At 71.5% G+C, this 18,970-nt stretch carries 21 protein-coding genes; 14 read left to right on the forward strand and 7 right to left on the reverse strand.

All coding sequences use genetic code 11. The features are described from left to right. Positions 1-49: 49 nt before the first annotated feature. The gene (locus JXZ78_RS19015) at positions 50-1,459 is read left to right on the forward strand and encodes a cytochrome P450 family protein (protein ID WP_078624620.1); all 1,410 of its coding nucleotides are present in this window, start codon (positions 50-52) and stop codon (positions 1,457-1,459) included. On the opposite strand, the gene glyA is transcribed toward JXZ78_RS19015, so the two are convergent. Next, a complete protein-coding gene (gene glyA, locus JXZ78_RS19020; protein WP_033039736.1) occupies positions 1,399-2,700 on the reverse strand; it encodes a serine hydroxymethyltransferase in 1,302 nt (433 codons plus the stop codon). The two genes, JXZ78_RS19015 and glyA, sit on opposite strands and share 61 nt — an antisense overlap. A gap of 248 nt (positions 2,701-2,948) precedes the next feature. On the opposite strand from glyA, the gene rocD reads away from it, so the two are divergent. Beyond that, positions 2,949-4,166 carry an ornithine--oxo-acid transaminase gene (gene rocD, locus JXZ78_RS19025; RefSeq protein WP_238783219.1) on the forward strand — a complete coding sequence of 406 codons (1,218 nt, stop codon included), beginning with the start codon at positions 2,949-2,951 and terminating at the stop codon, positions 4,164-4,166. Between the two features lie 132 nt (positions 4,167-4,298). On the opposite strand, the gene JXZ78_RS19030 is transcribed toward rocD, so the two are convergent. Both JXZ78_RS19030 and JXZ78_RS19035 read right to left on the reverse strand, forming a co-directional pair. Further along, on the reverse strand, positions 4,299-5,492 hold the full coding sequence (locus tag JXZ78_RS19030; protein WP_030024091.1) for a glutathionylspermidine synthase family protein: 1,194 nt from the start codon (positions 5,490-5,492) through the stop codon (positions 4,299-4,301). A gap of 40 nt (positions 5,493-5,532) precedes the next feature. Continuing rightward, a complete protein-coding gene (locus JXZ78_RS19035; protein ID WP_030024089.1) occupies positions 5,533-5,958 on the reverse strand; it encodes a hypothetical protein in 426 nt (141 codons plus the stop codon). A gap of 126 nt (positions 5,959-6,084) precedes the next feature. On the opposite strand from JXZ78_RS19035, the gene JXZ78_RS19040 reads away from it, so the two are divergent. After that, entirely contained in the window at positions 6,085-6,987 is a 903-nt protein-coding gene (locus JXZ78_RS19040; RefSeq protein ID WP_030024088.1) for a DMT family transporter, read from the forward strand. On the opposite strand, the gene pdxR is transcribed toward JXZ78_RS19040, so the two are convergent. Next, entirely contained in the window at positions 6,961-8,397 is a 1,437-nt protein-coding gene (gene pdxR, locus JXZ78_RS19045) for a MocR-like pyridoxine biosynthesis transcription factor PdxR (protein ID WP_030024087.1), read from the reverse strand. The genes JXZ78_RS19040 and pdxR overlap by 27 nt on opposite strands. A 47-nt stretch (positions 8,398-8,444) precedes the next feature. Here pdxR and JXZ78_RS19050 point away from each other — a divergent pair, with 47 nt between their 5' ends. From JXZ78_RS19050 to JXZ78_RS19060, 3 genes are read left to right on the forward strand one after another with little or no spacing between them, the layout of a single operon-like run. Then, the gene (locus JXZ78_RS19050; RefSeq protein ID WP_030024086.1) at positions 8,445-8,927 is read left to right on the forward strand and encodes a carboxymuconolactone decarboxylase family protein; all 483 of its coding nucleotides are present in this window, start codon (positions 8,445-8,447) and stop codon (positions 8,925-8,927) included. Next, entirely contained in the window at positions 8,927-9,391 is a 465-nt protein-coding gene (locus JXZ78_RS19055) for a carboxymuconolactone decarboxylase family protein (RefSeq protein WP_030024084.1), read from the forward strand. Before JXZ78_RS19050 ends, JXZ78_RS19055 begins: the two co-directional genes overlap by 1 nt. After that, a complete protein-coding gene (locus JXZ78_RS19060; protein WP_030024082.1) occupies positions 9,388-10,143 on the forward strand; it encodes an isocitrate lyase/PEP mutase family protein in 756 nt (251 codons plus the stop codon). Before JXZ78_RS19055 ends, JXZ78_RS19060 begins: the two co-directional genes overlap by 4 nt. 52 nt (positions 10,144-10,195) lie before the next feature. Here the strand turns inward: JXZ78_RS19060 and JXZ78_RS19065 are convergent, their stop codons facing one another. Continuing rightward, positions 10,196-10,978 carry a Clp protease N-terminal domain-containing protein gene (locus JXZ78_RS19065; RefSeq protein ID WP_050502958.1) on the reverse strand — a complete coding sequence of 261 codons (783 nt, stop codon included), beginning with the start codon at positions 10,976-10,978 and terminating at the stop codon, positions 10,196-10,198. A 97-nt stretch (positions 10,979-11,075) separates the two neighbouring features. Between JXZ78_RS19065 and JXZ78_RS19070 the strand changes: the two genes are divergently transcribed. The 3 genes from JXZ78_RS19070 (at position 11,076) to JXZ78_RS19080 (ending at position 14,548) form a co-directional block, all read left to right on the forward strand. Beyond that, positions 11,076-11,720, forward strand: a complete 645-nt coding sequence (locus JXZ78_RS19070) for a TetR/AcrR family transcriptional regulator (protein WP_030024079.1) — start codon at positions 11,076-11,078, stop codon at positions 11,718-11,720. Then, a complete protein-coding gene (locus JXZ78_RS19075) occupies positions 11,717-12,505 on the forward strand; it encodes a YqeB family protein (RefSeq protein ID WP_050502957.1) in 789 nt (262 codons plus the stop codon). The genes JXZ78_RS19070 and JXZ78_RS19075 overlap by 4 nt, the downstream gene beginning before the upstream one ends. 315 nt (positions 12,506-12,820) lie before the next feature. Further along, positions 12,821-14,548, forward strand: coding sequence for a hypothetical protein (locus tag JXZ78_RS19080; protein ID WP_030024076.1), 1,728 nt, complete (start codon positions 12,821-12,823; stop codon positions 14,546-14,548). A gap of 80 nt (positions 14,549-14,628) precedes the next feature. Here JXZ78_RS19080 and JXZ78_RS19085 read toward each other — a convergent pair whose 3' ends face one another. Further along, the gene (locus JXZ78_RS19085) at positions 14,629-15,045 is read right to left on the reverse strand and encodes a hypothetical protein (RefSeq protein WP_238783220.1); all 417 of its coding nucleotides are present in this window, start codon (positions 15,043-15,045) and stop codon (positions 14,629-14,631) included. A gap of 89 nt (positions 15,046-15,134) precedes the next feature. Here JXZ78_RS19085 and JXZ78_RS19090 point away from each other — a divergent pair, with 89 nt between their 5' ends. The 4 genes from JXZ78_RS19090 to JXZ78_RS19105 all read left to right on the forward strand — a co-directional run bounded on the left by JXZ78_RS19090 (position 15,135) and on the right by JXZ78_RS19105 (position 16,844). Further along, entirely contained in the window at positions 15,135-15,971 is an 837-nt protein-coding gene (locus JXZ78_RS19090) for a helix-turn-helix domain-containing protein (RefSeq protein WP_030024074.1), read from the forward strand. Further along, the gene (locus JXZ78_RS19095) at positions 15,968-16,168 is read left to right on the forward strand and encodes a DUF397 domain-containing protein (RefSeq protein ID WP_238783221.1); all 201 of its coding nucleotides are present in this window, start codon (positions 15,968-15,970) and stop codon (positions 16,166-16,168) included. The genes JXZ78_RS19090 and JXZ78_RS19095 overlap by 4 nt, the downstream gene beginning before the upstream one ends. A gap of 137 nt (positions 16,169-16,305) precedes the next feature. Further along, positions 16,306-16,506: a DUF397 domain-containing protein gene (locus tag JXZ78_RS19100; RefSeq protein WP_238783222.1), complete on the forward strand. Its 201-nt coding sequence runs from the start codon at positions 16,306-16,308 to the stop codon at positions 16,504-16,506. 137 nt (positions 16,507-16,643) lie between these two features. Continuing rightward, entirely contained in the window at positions 16,644-16,844 is a 201-nt protein-coding gene (locus JXZ78_RS19105) for a DUF397 domain-containing protein (RefSeq protein ID WP_238783223.1), read from the forward strand. Between the two features lie 124 nt (positions 16,845-16,968). On the opposite strand, the gene JXZ78_RS19110 is transcribed toward JXZ78_RS19105, so the two are convergent. Next, the gene (locus JXZ78_RS19110; RefSeq protein ID WP_238783224.1) at positions 16,969-18,255 is read right to left on the reverse strand and encodes a helix-turn-helix domain-containing protein; all 1,287 of its coding nucleotides are present in this window, start codon (positions 18,253-18,255) and stop codon (positions 16,969-16,971) included. Between the two features lie 192 nt (positions 18,256-18,447). Here JXZ78_RS19110 and JXZ78_RS19115 point away from each other — a divergent pair, with 192 nt between their 5' ends. Further along, positions 18,448-18,894 (forward strand): UCP032817 domain-containing protein, encoded by a 447-nt coding sequence (locus tag JXZ78_RS19115; RefSeq protein WP_030024072.1) that lies wholly within the window; start codon positions 18,448-18,450, stop codon positions 18,892-18,894. Positions 18,895-18,970: the final 76 nt, after the last annotated feature.

Consider the following 18,970-nt stretch of genomic DNA (forward strand, 5'->3'; position numbering starts at 1 on the left):
GCCCGTCCGCACCCTGGCCCCCGTCCCCCGGAGCTGGAACCGTGGAGCCATGACCGAAGCCGATGCCCCTCCGTCCGGTACGGCATCTTCGTCCGGTACGGCACCCGGATCAGCCCCGACCACTCCCCCGCCCTCCCCGTCCTCCGCGTCCTCCCCCTACCCCCTCGACCCCACCGGCGCCGGCCTGCGCGAGGCCGCCCAGGAATTACGGGCCCGCGGTCCCGCCGTGCCGGTGGTGCTCCCCGGCGGCGTCCTCGGCCACGCCGTGACCCGCCACCACGCCCTGCGCGACTTCCTCACCCACCCGGAAGTGGCCAAGAACGCCTGTCACTTCGCCGCGCTGCGCGAGGGCCGTATCCCGCCCGGCTGGCAGCTCTCCACCTTCGCGACCGTGGACGGGATGACCACGGCCGACGGCGCGGACCACCGGCGGCTGCGGGAACCGGTCGTCAAGGCGCTCTCGCCCCGGCGGGTGGCGGCGCTGCGACCGCGGGTGGAGGGGATCACCGCCGAGCTGCTCGACGGCCTGCCCGCGCTGGCCGGGCAAGGCAGCGGGACGGTCGATCTCCGGTACGCCTTCGCCTATCCGCTGCCCATGCGGGTGATCTCCGAACTGATCGGGGTGGACGAGGAGTTCCGGGACCGGCTGCACGAGCTGTCCGGTCTGGTGGTGAACACCGTCATCGACCAGGAGACGGCGCTGGCGGCCAACCGGGAGCTGATCGCGGTTCTCGGACAGGTCGTGGCGGCCCGCCGCGCGGCGCCGGGCGACGACCTGACCAGCGCGCTCATCGCGGCGTGCGACGCGGACGAGGCCCGGCTGAGCGAACGGGAGCTGGTCGGCACCCTGCTGCTGACGATCGCCGCCGGGCACCAGACCACCCTCGACCTGATCTGCAACGCCGTACGGGCCCTGTGCGCGGACCGTGAGCAGCTGGATCTGGTCCGCTCCGGGCGGGCGGGCTGGGCGGACGTGGTCGAGGAGACGCTGCGCCACGACAGTCCGGTGGCCAATTTCCCGTTCCGCTATCCGACCCGGGACCTGGACATCGGCGGCACGGTCATTCCCCAGGGGACGCCGGTGCTCGCCGCGTACGGGGCGGCCGGGCGCGACCCGGAGGCGTACGGCCCGGACGCGGACCGCTTCGACGTGACGCGGCGGCCCGCCGCGCGGCACCTGTCCTTCGGGCACGGGGCGCACGTCTGCCCGGGCGCGCCGCTGGCCCGTCTGGAGGCCGGCGTCGCGCTGCGGGCGCTGTTCGACCGGTTCCCCGATCTGGCCCTGGCCGTGCCGGAGGCGGACCTGCGGCCGCTGCCCACCTTCGTGGGCAACAGCGTCCTGGAGCTTCCGGTACGACTGGGCCGGGACCTGGGGCCGGGCGGGAGGCCCGGGGACGGTCAGGACGGATCGGCCACCGGCCCCGACGCCGGATCGGCCACCAGCCCCGGCGCCGGATAGGCCGCCATCAGCTCGGCGACCTCGGCGCGGATCGTGGTGAGCGCGTCCTCGTCGCCCGCGCCCGCGGCCTCGACGCCCCGGGTGATCCAGTCGGCGATCTGCGGCATGTGCTCGCTGCCCAGGCCGCGCGAGGTCAGCGACGGGGTGCCGATGCGGATGCCGGACGGGTCGAACGGCTTGCGGGTGTCGAACGGGACGGTGTTGTAGTTGACGACGATGCCGGCCCGGTCCAGCGCCTTGGCGGCGATCTTGCCGGGCACCTCCTTGGGGGTGAGGTCCATCAGGATCAGGTGATTGTCCGTACCGCCGGAGACCAGGTCGAAGCCGCGGGCCAGCAGCTGCTCGGCGAGGGCCTGGGCGTTGGCGACGACGGCGTGCGCGTAGGCGCGGAAGAACGGCTGCGCGGCCTCGTGGAGGGCGACCGCGACGGCGGCGGTGGTGTGGTTGTGCGGGCCGCCCTGGAGGCCGGGGAAGACGGCCTTGTCGAGGGGCTTCGCGTACTGCTCGCGGGACATCAGCATGGCGCCGCGCGGACCGCGCAGCGTCTTGTGGGTGGTGGTGGAGATGACGTCGGCGTGCGGCACCGGTGAGGGGTGGGCGCCGCCCGCGACCAGCCCGGCGATGTGCGCGATGTCGGCGACCAGGACGGCGTCCACCTCGCGGGCGATCTCGGCGAAGGCGGCGAAGTCGATGGTGCGCGGCACGGCCGTACCGCCGCAGAAGATCAGCTTCGGGCGCTCCTTGAGGGCCAGGTCGCGCACCTCGTCGAAGTCGGTACGGGCGGTGTCGGCCCGTACGCCGTACTGCACGCCGCGAAACCACTTCCCGGTGGCCGAGACGCCCCAGCCGTGCGTGAGGTGACCGCCCATCGGCAGCGACATGCCCATCACGGTGTCGCCGGGCTCGGCGAAGGCGAGGTAGACGGCGAGGTTGGCGGGCGAGCCGGAGTACGGCTGGACGTTGGCGTGCTCGACGCCGAAGACGGCCTTGGCGCGGTCGGCGGCCAGCCGTTCGACACGATCGATGTTCTGCTGGCCTTCGTAGTAGCGACGGCCGGCGTATCCCTCGCTGTACTTGTTCTGCAGGACGGTGCCGGTGGCTTCGAGGACGGCGCTGGAGACGTAGTTCTCGGAGGGGATCAGGCGCAGCGTCTCGGCCTGGAGGCGTTCCTCGGCACCGACCAGGGCGGCCAGTTCGGGGTCGGCGGCGGCGAGGGCGGGATGGGGCAGGGGATGACTCATGAGGTCCTCCGGGGCGATCGGTTCGTACGGCTTTCCGGTCGTGCTCCCGGGTGCCCAGGCAAGGCGGCACCTCGTGGCGGGCCGTCCGCGGACGGCCGCGCACCGTTCCCCCGAGGTCACTTCCCCGTACGCCAGTCGCGGCGCGCGAGGCCAGTCTATCGGGGGCTGTCCGGCGCAACCTTTCTTCGCATACCGTCCGCCCAACGGGATTTTTTCGCCCGGGATCGCCCGCATACCGAACGGAGTCAATGGTGACCCCCACGACGTCCACGGAACGCAGCATCGCCGCCGCCGAAGCCCACAGCGCGCACAACTATCACCCGCTTCCCGTCGTCGTGGCCTCCGCCGAAGGGGCCTGGATGACGGATGTCGAGGGCAAGCGCTATCTGGACATGCTCGCCGGGTACTCGGCGCTCAACTTCGGCCACGGCAACCGGCGGCTGATCGAGGCCGCCAAGCGGCAGCTGGACCGGGTGACGCTGACGTCGCGCGCCTTCCACCACGACCGGTTCGCCGAGTTCTGCACGCGGCTCGCCGAGTTCTGCGGCATGGAGATGGTGCTGCCGATGAACACCGGCGCGGAGGCCGTCGAGACGGCGGTCAAGACCGCCCGCAAGTGGGGGTACCGGGCCAAGGGCGTCCCGGACGGCCGGGCGAAGATCGTCGTGGCGGAGAACAACTTCCACGGCCGGACGACCACGATCGTCTCCTTCTCCACCGACCCGGAGGCGCGCGCCGATTACGGCCCCTACACGCCGGGCTTCGAGATCGTCCCGTACGGCGATCTCCAGGCGCTGGCGGACGCGGTGGACGAGGACACCGTGGCGGTGCTGATCGAGCCGATCCAGGGTGAGGCCGGCGTGCTGGTGCCGCCGCCTGGTTACCTGCCGGGCGTACGGGAGTTGACCCGCGAGCGCGATGTGCTGTTCATCGCGGACGAGATCCAGTCCGGCCTGGGCCGCACGGGCGCGGACTTCGCCTGCCGGCACGAGGACGTGGTGCCGGACATGTACGTGCTCGGCAAGGCGCTGGGCGGCGGCATCGTGCCGGTGTCGGCGGTGGTCTCCTCGCGCGAGGTACTGGGTCTGTTCCGGCCGGGCGAGCACGGGTCGACGTTCGGTGGCAACCCGCTCGCGTGCGCGGTGGCGCTGGAGGTCCTGGCGATGCTGCGGAGCGGCGAGTACCAGCAGCGCGCCACGGAACTGGGCGAGCACCTGCACCACGAGCTGGGGCTGCTGGTGGGCGGCGGCGCGGTGGACGCGGTGCGCGGGCGCGGGCTGTGGGCCGGGGTGGACATCAACCCGGCCCTGGGGACGGGCCGGGAGATTTCGGAGCGGCTGATGAAGCTGGGCGTCCTGGTCAAGGACACCCACGGCAGCACCATCCGGCTGGCGCCCCCGCTGGTCATCACCAAGGAGGACCTGGACTGGGGGCTGGACCAGCTGCGGACGGTGCTGGCCGGGTGACCGGGAGCCGCGCTCCCCTCCAGGCCGCGCGGCCGGGCCCCGCTCCCCTCCAGGCCGCGCGGCCGGGCCCCGCTCCCCTCCAGGCCGCGCGGCCGGGCCCCCTGCAAGCCGTACGGCCGCAGGGGGCGCGCCTCACAGAATCACATGCGGCAGGAACCGGGCGTACTCGTCCGTGACCAGCCCCGCCGACTCCCGGATGCCGAGCCCCGCCGACTCGTTCTCGACGACCCACGCGCCGAGCACCACCCGGTTGCCGTCGAAGTCGGGCAGCGGGGCCAACTCCTGGTAGCAGCACGGCTCGTCGCGTACCACGGGGGCCGCGCCCGGCTCGTGGACGGTGACACCGGCACCCTCGCGGCCGAGCAGCGGCTTGGCCACGTACCCGGGCGCGTCCGGCCCGTCCGCCAGTTCGCGCGGCCCGTCGAGATAGGCGGGCAGCAGGTTCGGGTGGCCCGGGTACAGCTCCCAGAGGACGGCGAGCAGCGCCTTGTTGGAGAGGAGCATCTTCCAGGCGGGCTCGATCCACAGGGTGCTGCCGGTGCCGCCGCCGTTGTCGAGCGTGTCGAGCACGTGCGGCCCGAACTCGTCCGTGGCCAGCCACTCCCACGGGTAGAGCTTGAAGCAGGACCGGATGAAGCGCAGCCGCTGGTCGACGAAGCGCCCCGAGAGGTGGTCCCAGCCGATCTCCTCGACCGGTGTCGCCACCGTCTCCAGCCCGGCCTGCTGGGCCGTCTCCTCCAGGTAGGCGACGGTCATCAGGTCCTCGCCCAGCTCGTCGCCGGCGGAGTGCGCGAAGTGCACCGGCGCGCCCGGCGGCAGCAGCCTGGCCTGTTTGCGCCAGGCGTCGACCAGCCGTTCGTGGAGCGAATTCCACTGGTCGGCGCCGGGGAAACGTTCCTCCATCCAGAACCACTGCGGGCCCGCCGCCTCGACCAGCGAGGTCGGCGTGTCCGCGTTGTACTCCAGCATCTTGGCGGGCCCGGTGCCGTCGTAGCGCAGGTCGAACCGCCCGTAGAGGGTGGGGAGTTCGGCCCGCCGGTACCAGGATTCGGCGACCAGGTCCGCCAGCCGCCGGTCCTCGATGCCGAGATCGGCGAAGCGCCGGTGCTCGACGATGTGCGCGGCCGCGGCCAGGCACATGGCGTGCAGTTCCTCGACGGCCTCCTCCAGCGCCTCGACCTCGGGCAGCGAGAAGGAGTAGTACGCGCTCTCGTCCCAGTAGGGGCGCAGCGAGTCGTCCGGGTAGCGGGTCAGCGGGTAGATCAGGCCCTGCGCCTCGACGGTCTGCTGCCAGCCGGGGCGCGGCTGGATGGTGTGCCGCTTCATACGGGACTCACCCCGGACGCTCCGTCCCGTCGCACCGCCGTCACCCGCCGCTGGAGCCGGAGCAGCCGAAGCCGCCGCGGTTGACGGCGGTGCTGTGGCTGAAGGTTCCGGAGTCGGCGTAGCGGCCGCTGACGTCGGAGCCGTAGTACCACTGGCCGTCGACCTTCTGGCCGCGTCCGGCGGTGCCTCCGGGGGCGCCCTTGTTCTTGCCGGTGTTCTTGCCGGACGACGAGCCCGAACTGCCCGTGCCACCCGTACTGCCGGTGCCGCTCGACCCGCTGCCGCTCTTGCAGGACTTGGAGTCGATGACGCGGTAGCCCTTCACCGCGTCGTAGCTGTTCCGGTCGACGCAGCGCTTGTCCGGTTCCGAGCCGCAGGAGGTGAGCGCTGCCGCCAGCGCCCCCATGCCGCCCAGGATCACGGTGCTCGACCGCAGCCGGCGCCGGGCCTTCGTGTGCTCTGCCATCCCTTGCCTACCCCCGTACATCTGTGGCAACAGTTTTCAGCCACGCCAGCCTAAGGGCCGTGGCCCGTGTCACCGCAACGGGCCCACGGGGACGGCCGGGCCTACAGTCGATGTGTGCTGCTTGGGATGATCTGTGCGCTCGGTTCGGCGGTCTGCTTCGGTACGGCGTCGGTCCTCCAGGCGGTGGCGGCCCGCGCCACCGCGCCCGGGGCCGGCTCACGATCGGGTGTGGACCCCAGACTTCTCCTGCGCGTCCTGGGCCAGTGGCGCTACCTGCTCGGCCTCGCCCTGGACGGCTGCGGCTTCCTCCTCGAACTGGTGGCGCTGCGCTCGCTGCCGATCTACGCGGTGGGCGCGGCCCTCGCCGCCAGTCTCGCGGTGACCGCGGTCGTGGCCGTACCGCTGCTGCGGGTACGGCTCAGCCGGGCGGAGTGGGCCGCCGTGCTGGTGGTCTGCGGCGGGCTGGCGCTGCTGGGGCTGGCCTCGGGCGCGGAGGGGGAGGGCACGGGCTCCACCGCGCTGCGCTTCGGGACGCTGACCGTCGCGCTGGCGATCCTGGCCTGGGGCGCGCTGGCCGGGCGGCTGCCCGGCCGGGCGCGGGCGGCGGCGCTGGGGCTGGGCGCCGGGTTCGGCTTCGGCGTCGTGGAGGTCGCCGTACGCCTGATCCCCGACCTGTCACCCGCGTCCCTCCTGTCCAACCCCGCCGCATACGCCCTGCTCGTCGGCGGCGGCGCGGCCTTCCTGCTGCTGACCTCGGCCCTTCAGCGCGGCTCGGTGACGGCGGCCACGGCGGGCATGGTCATCGGCGAGACGCTCGGGCCCGCGCTGGTCGGCGTGGTCTGGCTCGGTGACCGGACCCGTGCCGGGCTGGCGCCGCTGGGCATCACGGGGTTCGCCCTGGCGGTGCTGGGCGCGCTCGCGCTGGCCCGCTTCGGGGAGGCGCCGGAGGAGGCGGGGGTGGCGGAGGTGACGGGGACGGAGGAGGAGCCCGCCACAACCGGCCTACGGCGCGGGCGGCAGGACCCGTAGCAGCGCCTCCAGCACCCCCGCGAAGGCATGATCGGGCGGCCTGCCGTACGTCACGACCAACCCGTCCCGCGCCGGAGCACCACCCGCCCCTCCCGGGCCCCCCGGGTGCGCGAACGTACTCAGCCCCTCCAGCGCCAGCCCCTGCCACCGGGCCGCCTGGACGACGGACTGCTCGGTGCCGGGCGGCAGTTCGAGGACGACGTGCAGTCCCGCCGCGATGCCGCTGACCCGGATGTGCGGGGCGTGTTCGGCCAGCGCGGTGACGAGCTGGTCGCGGCGGCGCCGGTAGCGCAGCCGCATGCCGCGTACGTGCCGGTCGTACGCGCCGGAGGCCATGAACTCGGCGAGGGTCAGCTGCTCCAGCGCGCCGGTCTGCCACTCCCCCGTGCTCTTGAGGGCCAGCACCGGGTCGACGAGGTGGTCGGGGAGCACCATCCAGGCCAGCCGCAGCGCGGGGGCGAGACTCTTGCTCGCGGTACCGAGGTAGGCGACGCGGTCCGGGTCGAGCCCCTGCAATGCGCCCACCGGCTGCCGGTCGTACCTGAACTCGCCGTCGTAATCGTCCTCCAGCACCAGCCCGCCGCCCGCGCGCGCCCAGTCGATGACGGCGGCGCGGCGGTCGGGATGCAGCGGTACGCCGGTGGGGAACTGGTGCGCCGGGGTGAGCAGCGCCGCTCGTACGCCGGGCAGGTCCGCCAGCCGTCCGGTGTCCGCGCCGTGCGCGTCGACGGGCAGCGGGGCGGGGCGCAAGCCGGCGCGCGTCAGCACGTCGCGGTGGAAGTGGAGGCCGTACGCCTCGGTGCCGACCCCGCGCGCCCCCGCGTCCCGCAGGACGCGGGCGAGCAGGCCGAGGCCCTGCATGAAGCCGGTGCAGACGACGACGTGCTCGGGGTCGGTCCGCACGCCGCGGGCGCGCGCCAGGTAGTCGGCGAGCACGGTGCGCAGTTCCGGGCGGCCGAGGGACGGGCTGTAGCCGAACGCGTCGTTGGGGGCGGTGGTGAGCGCGCGGCGGGCGGCGGCGAGCCAGGCGGCGCGGGGGAAGCCGGAGACGTCCGGGGTGCCGGGCCGCAGGTCGTAGCGCGGGCGGTCGGGCAGCGGGGGCCGGGCGGAGCGCCGGGCGGGCGGTGCGGAGCGGGACGGTTCGGCGCGCCGGGCGACCCGGGTGCCGGAGCCCTGCCGGGCGCTCAGCCAGCCCTCGGCGACCAGCTCGGCGTACGCGTCGGCGACGGTGTTGCGGGCGATGCCGAGGTCGGCGGCGAGCGTACGGGAGGACGGCAGCCGGGTGCCGGGCGTCAGGCGGCCCGTGCGGACGGCCTCGCGCAGGGACCGCATCAGACAGGCGCGCAGCCCGCCGGGACCGGAGAGGTCCAGGTGCAGGTCGCGCCCGAAAGTGGCCCAGGAATTGTCCATACGAATGGACCATACCCGTGCGCCAATGGCGGCATAGTGTCGCTGGCATGACGACGAACCCAACGCCGAACCCCCAGCACGGCCACCATCAGCCGCGGATCGCCATCGCGCGCAACGCCCCCGAGGTGTACAAGGCGATGGTCGCCCTCGACGCGGCCGCCAAGAAGGGCCTGGACCCGGCGCTGGTCCATCTGGTGAAGATCCGCGCCTCGCAGGTCAACCACTGCGCCTTCTGCCTCGACATGCACATCAAGGAGGCCCGCAAGGAGGGCGAGACCGAGGAGCGCGTGTACCTCCTCAACGCCTGGGAGGAGGCCGGCGCCCACTACTCCGCCAAGGAGCAGGCCGCCCTCGCCCTCACCGAGGCCGTCACCGTCCTCACCGACGGCTTCGTCCCGGACGCCGTCTACGAGCGCGCCGCCGCCCACTTCGACGAGCCCGAGCTCGCCCAGCTGATCGCCCTGATCACCACCATCAACGCGTGGAACCGTTTCGGCGTGACCACCCGCATGACTCCCGGACAGGCATGATGACGACCACCACCGGCTCCGCCCGCCTCGACTTCTACAAGCGCGCCCCGGGCATCTACCAGCCCCTGCTGAACGCGCACATCGCCGCGAAGAAGGGCCTGGGCGACGACGTCCTGGCCGAGCTGGTCCTGATCCGCGCCTCGCAGATCAACCACTGCGCCTTCTGCCTCGACATGCACGTCAAGGACGCGCAGAAGGCCGGGATCTCCGAGGAGCGCATCCACCTCCTCAACGCCTGGGAGGAGGCCACCGGCCACTACTCCGCCAAGGAGCAGGCGGCCCTCGCCCTCACCGAGGCCGTCACCGTCCTCACCGACGGCTTCGTCCCGGACGCCGTCTACGAGCGGGCCGCCGCCCACTTCGACGAGCGCGAACTCGCCCACCTGATCTCTCTGATCACCACCATCAACATGTGGAACCGCATCAACGTCGCGGTCCGCCAGCCCATCGGCGGCGGCGCGTGACCGCCGCGGCCCTGCGCGCCCTGCACCACGGCCGGGCGGCGGACGACCCGCTCGTCCTGCCCGGTCCGTGGGACGCGGAGAGCGCACGGATCTTCGCGGCCGCCGGTTTCCCGGCCCTGGCCACGCCGAGCGCGGGCGTCGCGGCGTCGCTGGGGTACGAGGACGGGAGCACGCCGCCGGACGAGATGTTCGCGGCGGTGGGCCGGATCGTACGGGCCGTGGACGTACCGGTGACGGCCGACCTGGAGGCCGGGTACGGGCTGCCCGCGAAGGAGCTGGTGGAACGTATCGCCGCGACCGGCGCGGTGGGCTGCAACATCGAGGACACCGACCAGGGGACCGGGCAGCTCACCGACGTGGAGCGGCAGGCTGACCGGCTGGCGGAGATCCGGGCCGCGGCCGGTGACGAGCTGGTGATCAACGCCCGTACCGACGTGTTCCTGCGCGCCGGGGACGGGCCGGAGGGTGCCGGGGACGACCTGGCCGCCCAGGTCGAAGAGGCAGTACGACGCGGGCTGCGGTACGCCGCCGCGGGCGCCGACTGCGTGTATCCGATCCTCGCGCCGCCGCAGGTCCTTCGGGAACTGGCGGACCGGATCGGGCTGCCGGTCAACGCCATCGCCGTCCCGGGCGGCCCGTCCCCGCGCGAACTCGGCACGCTGGGCGCGTCCCGCATCACCTTCGGGGGCGGGTTGCACCGGCGGGCGATGGAAGGGGTACGGGCGGTGGCGGAGGCGCTCCGTACCGGCTGAGCTGAGCTGCGGTGCGGGGGCGGTGACGGCGCGCGCCACCACCCCCGCGCGATCACTTCTCCTTCTTCTGCGCAGCGTTCTCCGTGGCGTTCTGTGTGACGTTCTGCGTGGCGGCGATGATCTCGGCCAGGGCCGCCACGACGTCGGCCTCGGACGCCTCCTTGGTGATGCCGAGGCCGCTCAGCACCCCCTCGCCGTCCTCCAGTTCCAGCAGGGCGAGCAGGATGTGCTCGGTGCCGACGTAGTTGTGGCCAAGGCGCAGGGCCTCGCGGAAGGTGAGTTCCAGCGCCTTCTTCGCCTGCGCGTCGAAGGGGATCAGCGCGGGCATCTCCCCTGCCGCGTCCGGCAGCAGCTCGGTCACGCGCTGCCGGACGGCCTCCAGCGTCACGCCCTGTGCCACGATCGCCCGCGCCGCGAGGCCCTCCGGCTCGGCCAGCAGGCCGAGTACCAGGTGCAGCGGGCCGATCTCGGGGTTGCCCGCGGCGTGGGCCTCGTTCTGCGAGGTCACCACCACGTTCCGGGCACGCGCCGTGTACCGGCTGAACCCCTGGCTGGGGTCCAGGTCGGACGCCTCACCGGGCGTCTTGGGCACGAACCGCTTCTGGGCGGCCTGCTTGGTGACGCCCATGCTCTTGCCGATGTCCGTCCAGGAGGCGCCCGAGCGGCGGGCCTGGTCGACGAAGTGGCCGATCAGGTGGTCGGCGACCTCACCGAGGTGCTCGGCGGCGAGTACCGCGTCGGTCAGCTGGTCCAGCGCGTCGGGGTGGACCTTCTTGATGGTCTCGATCAGGTCGTCGAGGCGGATCGGATGGGTGCTGCGACTGGGTTCCGTCATGCGTCAACCGTAAGTTGACGCAGGCGGGCCGTCAACCCCCGGTTGACGATCTCCCTTCGCCTCCCTTTCCTGGAGCGCCTGCTCTACTATTGCGCTGATGCGTACCGTCAATCCCGAAGAGCACGCCCGCAAGCGGGCCCACATCCTCGCCGCCGCGGCCGGCGAATTCGCCGCGTACGGCGTCGACGGCACCTCCACCGCGCGCATCTGCCGCGCCGCCGGGATCGGCTCCGGCACGCTCTTCCACTATTTCGCCACCAAGCGCGACATCTTCCACGCGCTCTTCCGCGACGACCTGCCGCGCAACGCCGAGGCGTGCGCCCGCGCGATCGCCCGGGACCGCCCGGAGGACGGCATCCGCCTCCTCGTGGACCACCTGCTCACCGACCTCGCCGACCCGCTCGTACCGGGACTCGCCGCCGCCGCCGTCTTCCAGGTCAACCGGGACGAGGAGTTCGCCCGGCTGATCATGGCCGACACCGCGCAGGTACGGTCCGCCCTGGAGACGCTGACGACCCGGCTCGCCGCGGCAGGGCGCCCGCTCCCCTTCCCGCCCGGACGGGTCGCCGCCTGGATCCAGGGCCTGCTGGACGCCGCGTATCTCTCCGCCGGGGAACCGGACTTCGACCCGGCGACGCACACGGCTGAGCTGCGGCGGCTGGTCGGTTGGCTGACCGGCGGCGACGCATCCGCCACGCCGCCCGGCACCCGCACCTCACCACAGGGAGACCCGACCCGATGACCTCCGACCACACCACACGCAAGGTGCCGCCGGCCAAGCCCCCGGCGGCACTCCCCGACCGGACCACCGTCGGCCCCACCACCGGCGAACGCGCCGCGCTGTGGGCGGGCTTCCCCGTCCTGGGAGCGGTGGCATTGTGGCTGATCAGCAGGGCGGCGGGCTGGGTGGCATCGCTCCCGTGGGCCCCGATGCAGGGACCGTTCAAGCTGATCGCGTCCGCACCCGAACCGCTGCTGTCGATCGGCGCCGTGCTCGTCGGCGTTCTCGGCGGCCTGGCCATCGCGTTCTTCGCCGACCTTGAGTACGTGACCGCCGACATCGGCCCGGACCAAGCCGCCCTGACCGTCGACCGGGTCACCCGGACGGTGCCGCGCGCGGCGACCTCCGCGGTCTTCCAGGACGGCAAGAACCTGGTGCTCCTCGGGCACGACTCCGCCGAACTGGCCCGTCTGCGCGGCGACTTCGAGGCGGCCCGGTTCGCGGCCGCCTTCGAGCGGTACGGCTACCCGTGGCGCCCGGACGGCGATCCGTACGCCGCCGACTTCCGCCGCTGGGTCGCGGGGCAGCCCGACCTGTCCAGCGACGCCCACGCCTTGCTCAAGGCCCGCGCGCACGCCCTGAAGAAGAGCCAGAAGAAGGACGCCGAGCAGCTCAGGGAAGACCTGGCCAGGCTGGGCATCGTCGTACGGGACGACAAGAAGAAGGCGCAGCACTGGAGGCGCGTCCGGCCCGCCCAGGACACCTCAACCGCAGGAGAGCAACGCGCCGACCATCACAGTGCGTAGTCACCTCGTGTGGCCCTGCCACTCCCAAGGGAAGTGATTCCTGACACCGGCCTTTTCCGTTATCCCACAACGTAGCTGGTCAGGCGCCTAGTTCGCGCCTGGCCGACTTTTTTCGGTCCGTCATGACATGTGCAGGGCATCGTGTAGGGTTTCGATCTCTGTCACCCAGGGTGTTCCTTTGGCCAGCGATCGGCCCCTTTCGTCGCACGCCTCGGCACCCCGGTGGGCAGCGCGCAACTCCCGCACAGCGGTGCCCTCGTGGACCTGATCCGGTCGGCCGGATCCTGGCCGTGGGCGCCGCGGAAAGGTTTGCCCATGTCCCGGAAACGGGCCTTGAAGAGACGCGTCCTGCGGCCTGTCCCGCTTGTCGCACTGGCGGGCGCCGGCGCCTGTCTGGCCGTCGTCGTCGTACCGTCCGCGTTCGGCACGACCACCCCGGCCGCCCCCGCCGGCGCGGCCGCGAAGAGCGGCACCTGCACGATCCGCACCACCGGCCAGCACTCCGAAGCTCCCCCCAGCTGCCTCGGCGTCACCGCCTCCCTCGACCACCTGCCCGCCGTCGGCGAACAGGCCACGCTCACCGTGAACGTCAAGGCGCAGGCCGACGTCAAGAACGCGGGCCTGGCCGTCCAGCTGCCACCCTCGCTGCGAATAGCCGACAAGGACTCCGGCCTCACCGCCCCCACGGCGGACGCTTTCGGCCAGCGCACCAGCCAGCAGCTCGCCCTCACCCCGGGCACCCGCTCCGTCGAGATCAAGGTCAAGGCCGTCGCCGCCGGACCCGCGCAGATCCAGGCGGACATCAGCGACATCGACCGCCCCGACCCGCGCCGCGCCGGACACGACTCGGTGGAACTCACCGTCGGCACCGCCAAGGGCTCCACCGACGAGGGCCTGTCGGTCGTCAAGGGCCGCGCGACCAAGGTCGAGGGCCCCGGCCCCGGTCAGCGCAAGCCGCGCAAGGTCACGCCCAAGACGCCCGCCCCGGCCCGCGCCTCTGCTGCTGCCGCACCGGCCGCACGCGCCCAGGTCTGCGTCGGCGGCACCTTCCGCAACCGCTTCCAGTCCGCCGAGGGCGGCAACTGGAACGCCAAGGCCAACCGGGACGAACCGGTCAGCAACGCCAACGTCACCCTGTGGGGCAAGGCGACCGCCAACGGCGCCACGCAGCGGCTCGCGACGGGCATGACCGGCAACGGCAACGGCCAGTTCAACCTCTGCTACACGCCCACGACCGCCGTCACCTCCGCGGCCTGGGTGGAGTTCCAGACGCAGGCCGGTGGCATGTGGTCGGTGGTCGACCGCAACGGCAGCCGTTACGCGACCACCTCGTACGCGCTGAACAACGTCTCGCGCAACACCAGCCTGGGCAACGTGTACGCCAACCAGGGACAGAGCCGCGCCTGGCACGCCCTGGACACGCTCAACAAGCTCTGGTGGAACCGTGGTTCCACCACCAAATGCTGGGCGTCCAGCCAGCAGAACGGCCGCTGCACCCCGATCACCGTGCAGTGGTACCCCGGCTCCACCGACGGCACGTACTGGATGTCCGGCGAGGACAAGATCCACCTCGCGGACGACGACCCGGACTCCGAGCACACCACCGTCCACGAGGCGGGCCACGCGCTGATGGGCAAGCTCTACCGGGGCTGGTGGCCGCAGGTCACCAACTGCTCGCCGCACTACGTCAGCCGCACCTCCTCCGCCAGCTGCGGCTGGACCGAGGGCTTCGCCGACGCGGTGGCGTTCCACACGTTCAACGACACCACGTACTACTGGGGCAACGGCGCCTCCCAGAACCTCGCCAACGACCGCTCCACCAGGGACATCGACCCGGGTGACGCCTGCGAGGCCCGCGTCGCCACCGCCCTGGTCGACCTGTGGTCCCAGGTCGACGGCGACTGGACGAGGAGCAACACGATGATGGCCCGCGACCCGCAGTCCAGCTTCCGCGAGTACTTCACCACGGACCGGCCGGCATACGGCCTGGACACCGGTAACACAGCGCGCAACATCATCTGGAAGCACACCATCTGGTACTGATGAGTACTGACGTGAGCTGACCCCCATGGGCCGGGCCGACCAACAGTCGGCCCGGCCCATGCGCATGCGTCAGCGCACTCTCAGCTCCGCTGCCGCTGCCCCCCGGTGGGCGCGGTGAAGATGCTGACGGATTCCTCCATGTGCCGGGTGAAGCGCTTGTGCCCGGTCTCCGACCCGTGCGCGCGAATCCACGTGTTCGACTGCATGGGATTGTCCCAGCAGGCAGAACGTGCGCCGCAGATGTCCCGGCCGTCTTCAGTGACGCACTCGGCGAAGTGCGCGCGAATACCGGTGATCTGGATTTCGAGGCGGGTCGTTACGGAGGGCGTCGTCGGCGTCATCATGGCCATGCCTTTCGGCTGGGGGAGGCTGAGGGCGGCAGGATCACTGTCTCCACTGGTGCGCAGAAACAGCACGCCGTCACTTCCGCGCGAGCGCATGAGGCGGGTGAGGCGCTCCCGGCTGGAGAGCTGGTCAGGTTCACTCTTTCGGGACAAGGTGGACTCCTTTCCGAAGGAGTTCAGCGTGTCCTACAGTCGAGACTCCATCAACGTGTCACTTGCGGCGGGAAAGTTGGCGGTAGCCTTTGAATCGCAAGGAGTTGAACCCGGACAGCAGCCCGCAGGCGGCCTTCGGGGCACGTCTGCGCAGCTCGCGCGAGGCTCACGGTTGGAAGCAGGAAGACCTGGCCGAACAGATGGGGTACTCCAGTACGCACATCTCGGCCGTCGAAACCGGCCGCAAGATTCCAACCTTGCGCTTTTCGCGTAGCGCCGACCGCGCCTTCGGCACCGAAGGGATAGCCGACACGTTCGAGCGGCAGTGGCGCGAGATCAAGCACGGTTCACTGCTGGAGGGGTTTCCGGAGTTCGTGGGGCACGAAGGCCGGGCTGCGGAGATCCGGTTGTACGAAGTCGGTGTCATGCCGGGACTTCTTCAAACGTCGGATTACGCATCCGCCCTAGCCGATAGCGCTGTTAGACGGGGCGCGATCACGGCAGAGCAGGCAAGCGAGCGGGTTTCACTCGTCTCCGAGCGTCAAGCCGTGTTGCGTCGGACACCTCCGCCGTTGGTTCTGGCAGTGCTGGACGAAAGCTGTCTGCGCCGCCCCGTTGGCGAGCCTGCGGTGATGGACGCCCAGTTGGCGCGATTGATCGACTTCGCCAGTCTCCCCAACACCATCCTCCACGTGGCCCCATTCGCCATGGGTGCAGATAGGCCGTTCGACTTGCCGGTCACGGTGATCACACTGGCGGACCGCTCTCTGATGTCGTACGCGGAGTCAGCCCAGCGAGGGCACCTCGAACGAGAATGCACCTCGGTAGTGCCCCTACTGACGGCCTACCATCAGTTACAGGCCGCAGCCCTCTCTCAGTCGGCTTCCGTGGCCATGATCGAACAGCTAAGAAAGGGCACCCCGTGACCACCGAACCCCTCCACTGGTTCAAGTCCTCGTACAGCAACAACGGCGGCCAGTGCATAGAGGTCGCCACCAACCTCGTCACCTCACGTGGCGTGATCCCCGTCCGCGACTCCAAGAACCCCAACGGCCCGCACCTGACGCTCAGCGCGGACGCCTGGGCCGGGCTGGTCGAGTTCGCCCGGCACACCGCCGTCTGACCTCAGCAAGCGGCCACGGCCCCGCTACTCCCCAACGGAGCAGCGGGGCTTTCGCATGGTCACATGTTTCGCCCAACCTAGTAGCGGGATGAGCCCGTTGACGCGCAAGCGCTCGCACAGCTACGAGAGGGCACCCCATGAGCACCGAGATACCCCGTTGGTTCAAGTCCTCGTACAGCGAGAACGGTGGCGTTTGCATAGAGGTTGCCACCAACCTCCTCGCCACCCACAGCGTGATCCCCGTCCGCGACTCCAAGAACCCCAACGGCCCGCACCTGACGCTCAGCGCGGACGCCTGGTCCGGACTGGTCGAGTTCGCCCGGCACACCGCCGTCTGACCTCAGCAAGCGGCCACGGCCCCGCTACTCCCCAACGGAGCAGCGGGGCTTTCGCATGGTCACATGTTTCGCCCAACCTAGTAGCGGGATGAGCCCGTTGACGCGCAAGCGCTCGCACAGCTACGAGAGGGCACCCCATGAGCACCGAGATACCCCGCTGGTTCAAGTCCTCGTACAGCAACAACGGTGGCGCTTGCATAGAGATCGCCACCAACCTCCTCACCACCCACGGCAAGATCCCCGTCCGCGACTCCAAAAACCCCAACGGCCCGCACCTGACGCTCAGCGCGGACGCCTGGTCCGGACTGGAGGAGTTCGCCCGGCAGGCCACCGTCTGACCTGGCCGGACCCGCACATTGCCCCGCCGCTCCCCAGGAGTGGCGGGGAACCGGGCCCGCATGCCAGGTGTGGTTCAGGGGAATCGACGAACCAGCCGCCACGCCCGTAGGGCGGCTCGCGGCATCAGCGCGCGGTGGTGACGGCAGCCGACAGCTCGCGGACTCCGGCCGCGCGTGGGTGGCGCTGGGCCAGGTCGGTGACGATCTGCCGGATGGCGGGGCGGTCGCGGACCTCGCCGCGCGATGCCCGTACGGCGTGCAGCAGCGCGTCGGCGGCTGGTTCGGGCTTGGACATCTGCCACCAGGCCCGCGCCATGTCGGTGTGCATCCGGGCTTTGCGCTCGGGTGTGGGGAACTGGCCCTCGTGCAGGTTGGCACCGGATGCGAGAGCGGTGCCGGCGTCGCCCAAGGCCCAGTGGACGCCGACGGCGTACAGAGCTACGGCCGCCGGGGTCAACGGGAACAGACGCTCGGACGGGGCTTGTTCTGGTAGGAGCCTGGCGACGACCTGGGCCTCGCCGATCGTGGCCAGGGCATGGCCCCGGTCGCCCGCACGGGCCGCGCAGTACGCCTGCGTACACAGCATCTGAGCGTACGCCGAGGACTGCGCGCTGCTGGTTAGTCCGGTGGCTTCGACTTGCGCCGCGGCCTTGAGGATGAGGCGCTGAGCTGCAGCGGGCCGATCCTGATGACGCAGGACGATGCTCATCTCTCGCGCGGCGGCCGCGGCCGCGAGCGGGGAGCCGGACAGGTCCGCGTAAACGGTGGCCCGGTCGGCGGCCTGGCGGGACTGTTCGTAGCGGCCGATCTTCGTGAGGACCTGGGACAGGAGGCTGTAACCCGTCGAGAGGCGGGCCAGTGCCAGTTCCTGCCGGGAGCGGGCTGCCAGGTGCGCGTCACCGAGCAGGCCGGGCAGCACCTCCAGGAGTCGGGCGTGCCGGCCTGCGTCGAACAATCCTCGGGCCTGGGCCATACGCCGGCTGAGGGGCGCGGCGGAGCCGCTGGGATCGGGGACGCCCGCCAGTGCGACATCGACGCCGATCAGGAACTGCGCGGGGGCCGCGAGTCCGGCGGCAGCGAGCAGGGTACGGCGGCGCATCGGGTCCTCCTGCGCTCGTGGACCATCGAGCGCCACCTTAGTGGCCGAGGAACCGCCGAGGGCGAGCGACGCCGTCAGAACATCCGTCGGGACTCCCACCTCTTCGGCGGCGCGCCGCAGCAGACGCAGGTCGGAGGGGCTGCGGCGAGCTTCGAGCCGGGAGACCGTGGAGGTCGAGCACCCCAGACGGCCGCCCAGGTCTTCTTGTCGCCACCCGCGTGCAGTACGCCCGACCTTGACCAGGCCGCCGGCGTGCCGGGTGGCGATGAGGGAGCGGACCATGTCGGAGCACCACAGCGTGTCGCCGGACACAGCACCTCCCGCGCGCCAGGGGCCGAGGCCCGTTCCACGGTAGTGACTGAACGTGCCCGCGTCGATGCCGTGTGCACTATCCGCAAATGGTCTGCACAGCATGCACGGCTCCCTCCGGCCACTCCTGCCCGGTGGTGTCGTGGTCGTGCGGCCCACGGTGGGCCGGACCGTCACAGCTCGCAGGAGGGCACGATGACGACAGTGGCCGAAACCAAGACACCGGTCCGCGATCCACGGGACTACGTGACGCGCGAAGTGTGGGCCCGGCAGATCCAGCTCCTGATGCGGGATCACCCCGTGGACGAGGTGATGGCCAACCGGCTGTTCGGGGCCGCGGTCTCGTACCTGATCACCGCGATGGAGAAGTGGGGCCGGCACTTGGAGCTGTGCTGCGGCCGCCTCGTCGACCTGGCGGTCCATGTGTTCATCCTGGACACGAAGAACTACCGCGACTTCTGCCACCGGCACTTCGACGGGAAGTTCCTGGAGCACATTCCGGAGATCGCGTTCAAGTACGACGGCAGTGTGGAACGCACCGCCCGGGTGATCGCGGACAACGGCTTCGAGGTGGACTGGAAGCTGTGGGAGCGCGACTACGCGGCGTGCGGCCCGTGCCGTCCGGGGGAGGAATGCCACTGAGCGACGCCGCACACCGTCGGCCGGGGACGCCAGCGCGGTCCCCGCCGCCGGCGGCGCGGGTGACTCCGAGGGGAAC

The sequence above is a fragment of the Streptomyces monomycini genome (genome assembly GCF_022271435.1).
Classification (GTDB): domain Bacteria; phylum Actinomycetota; class Actinomycetes; order Streptomycetales; family Streptomycetaceae; genus Streptomyces; species Streptomyces monomycini.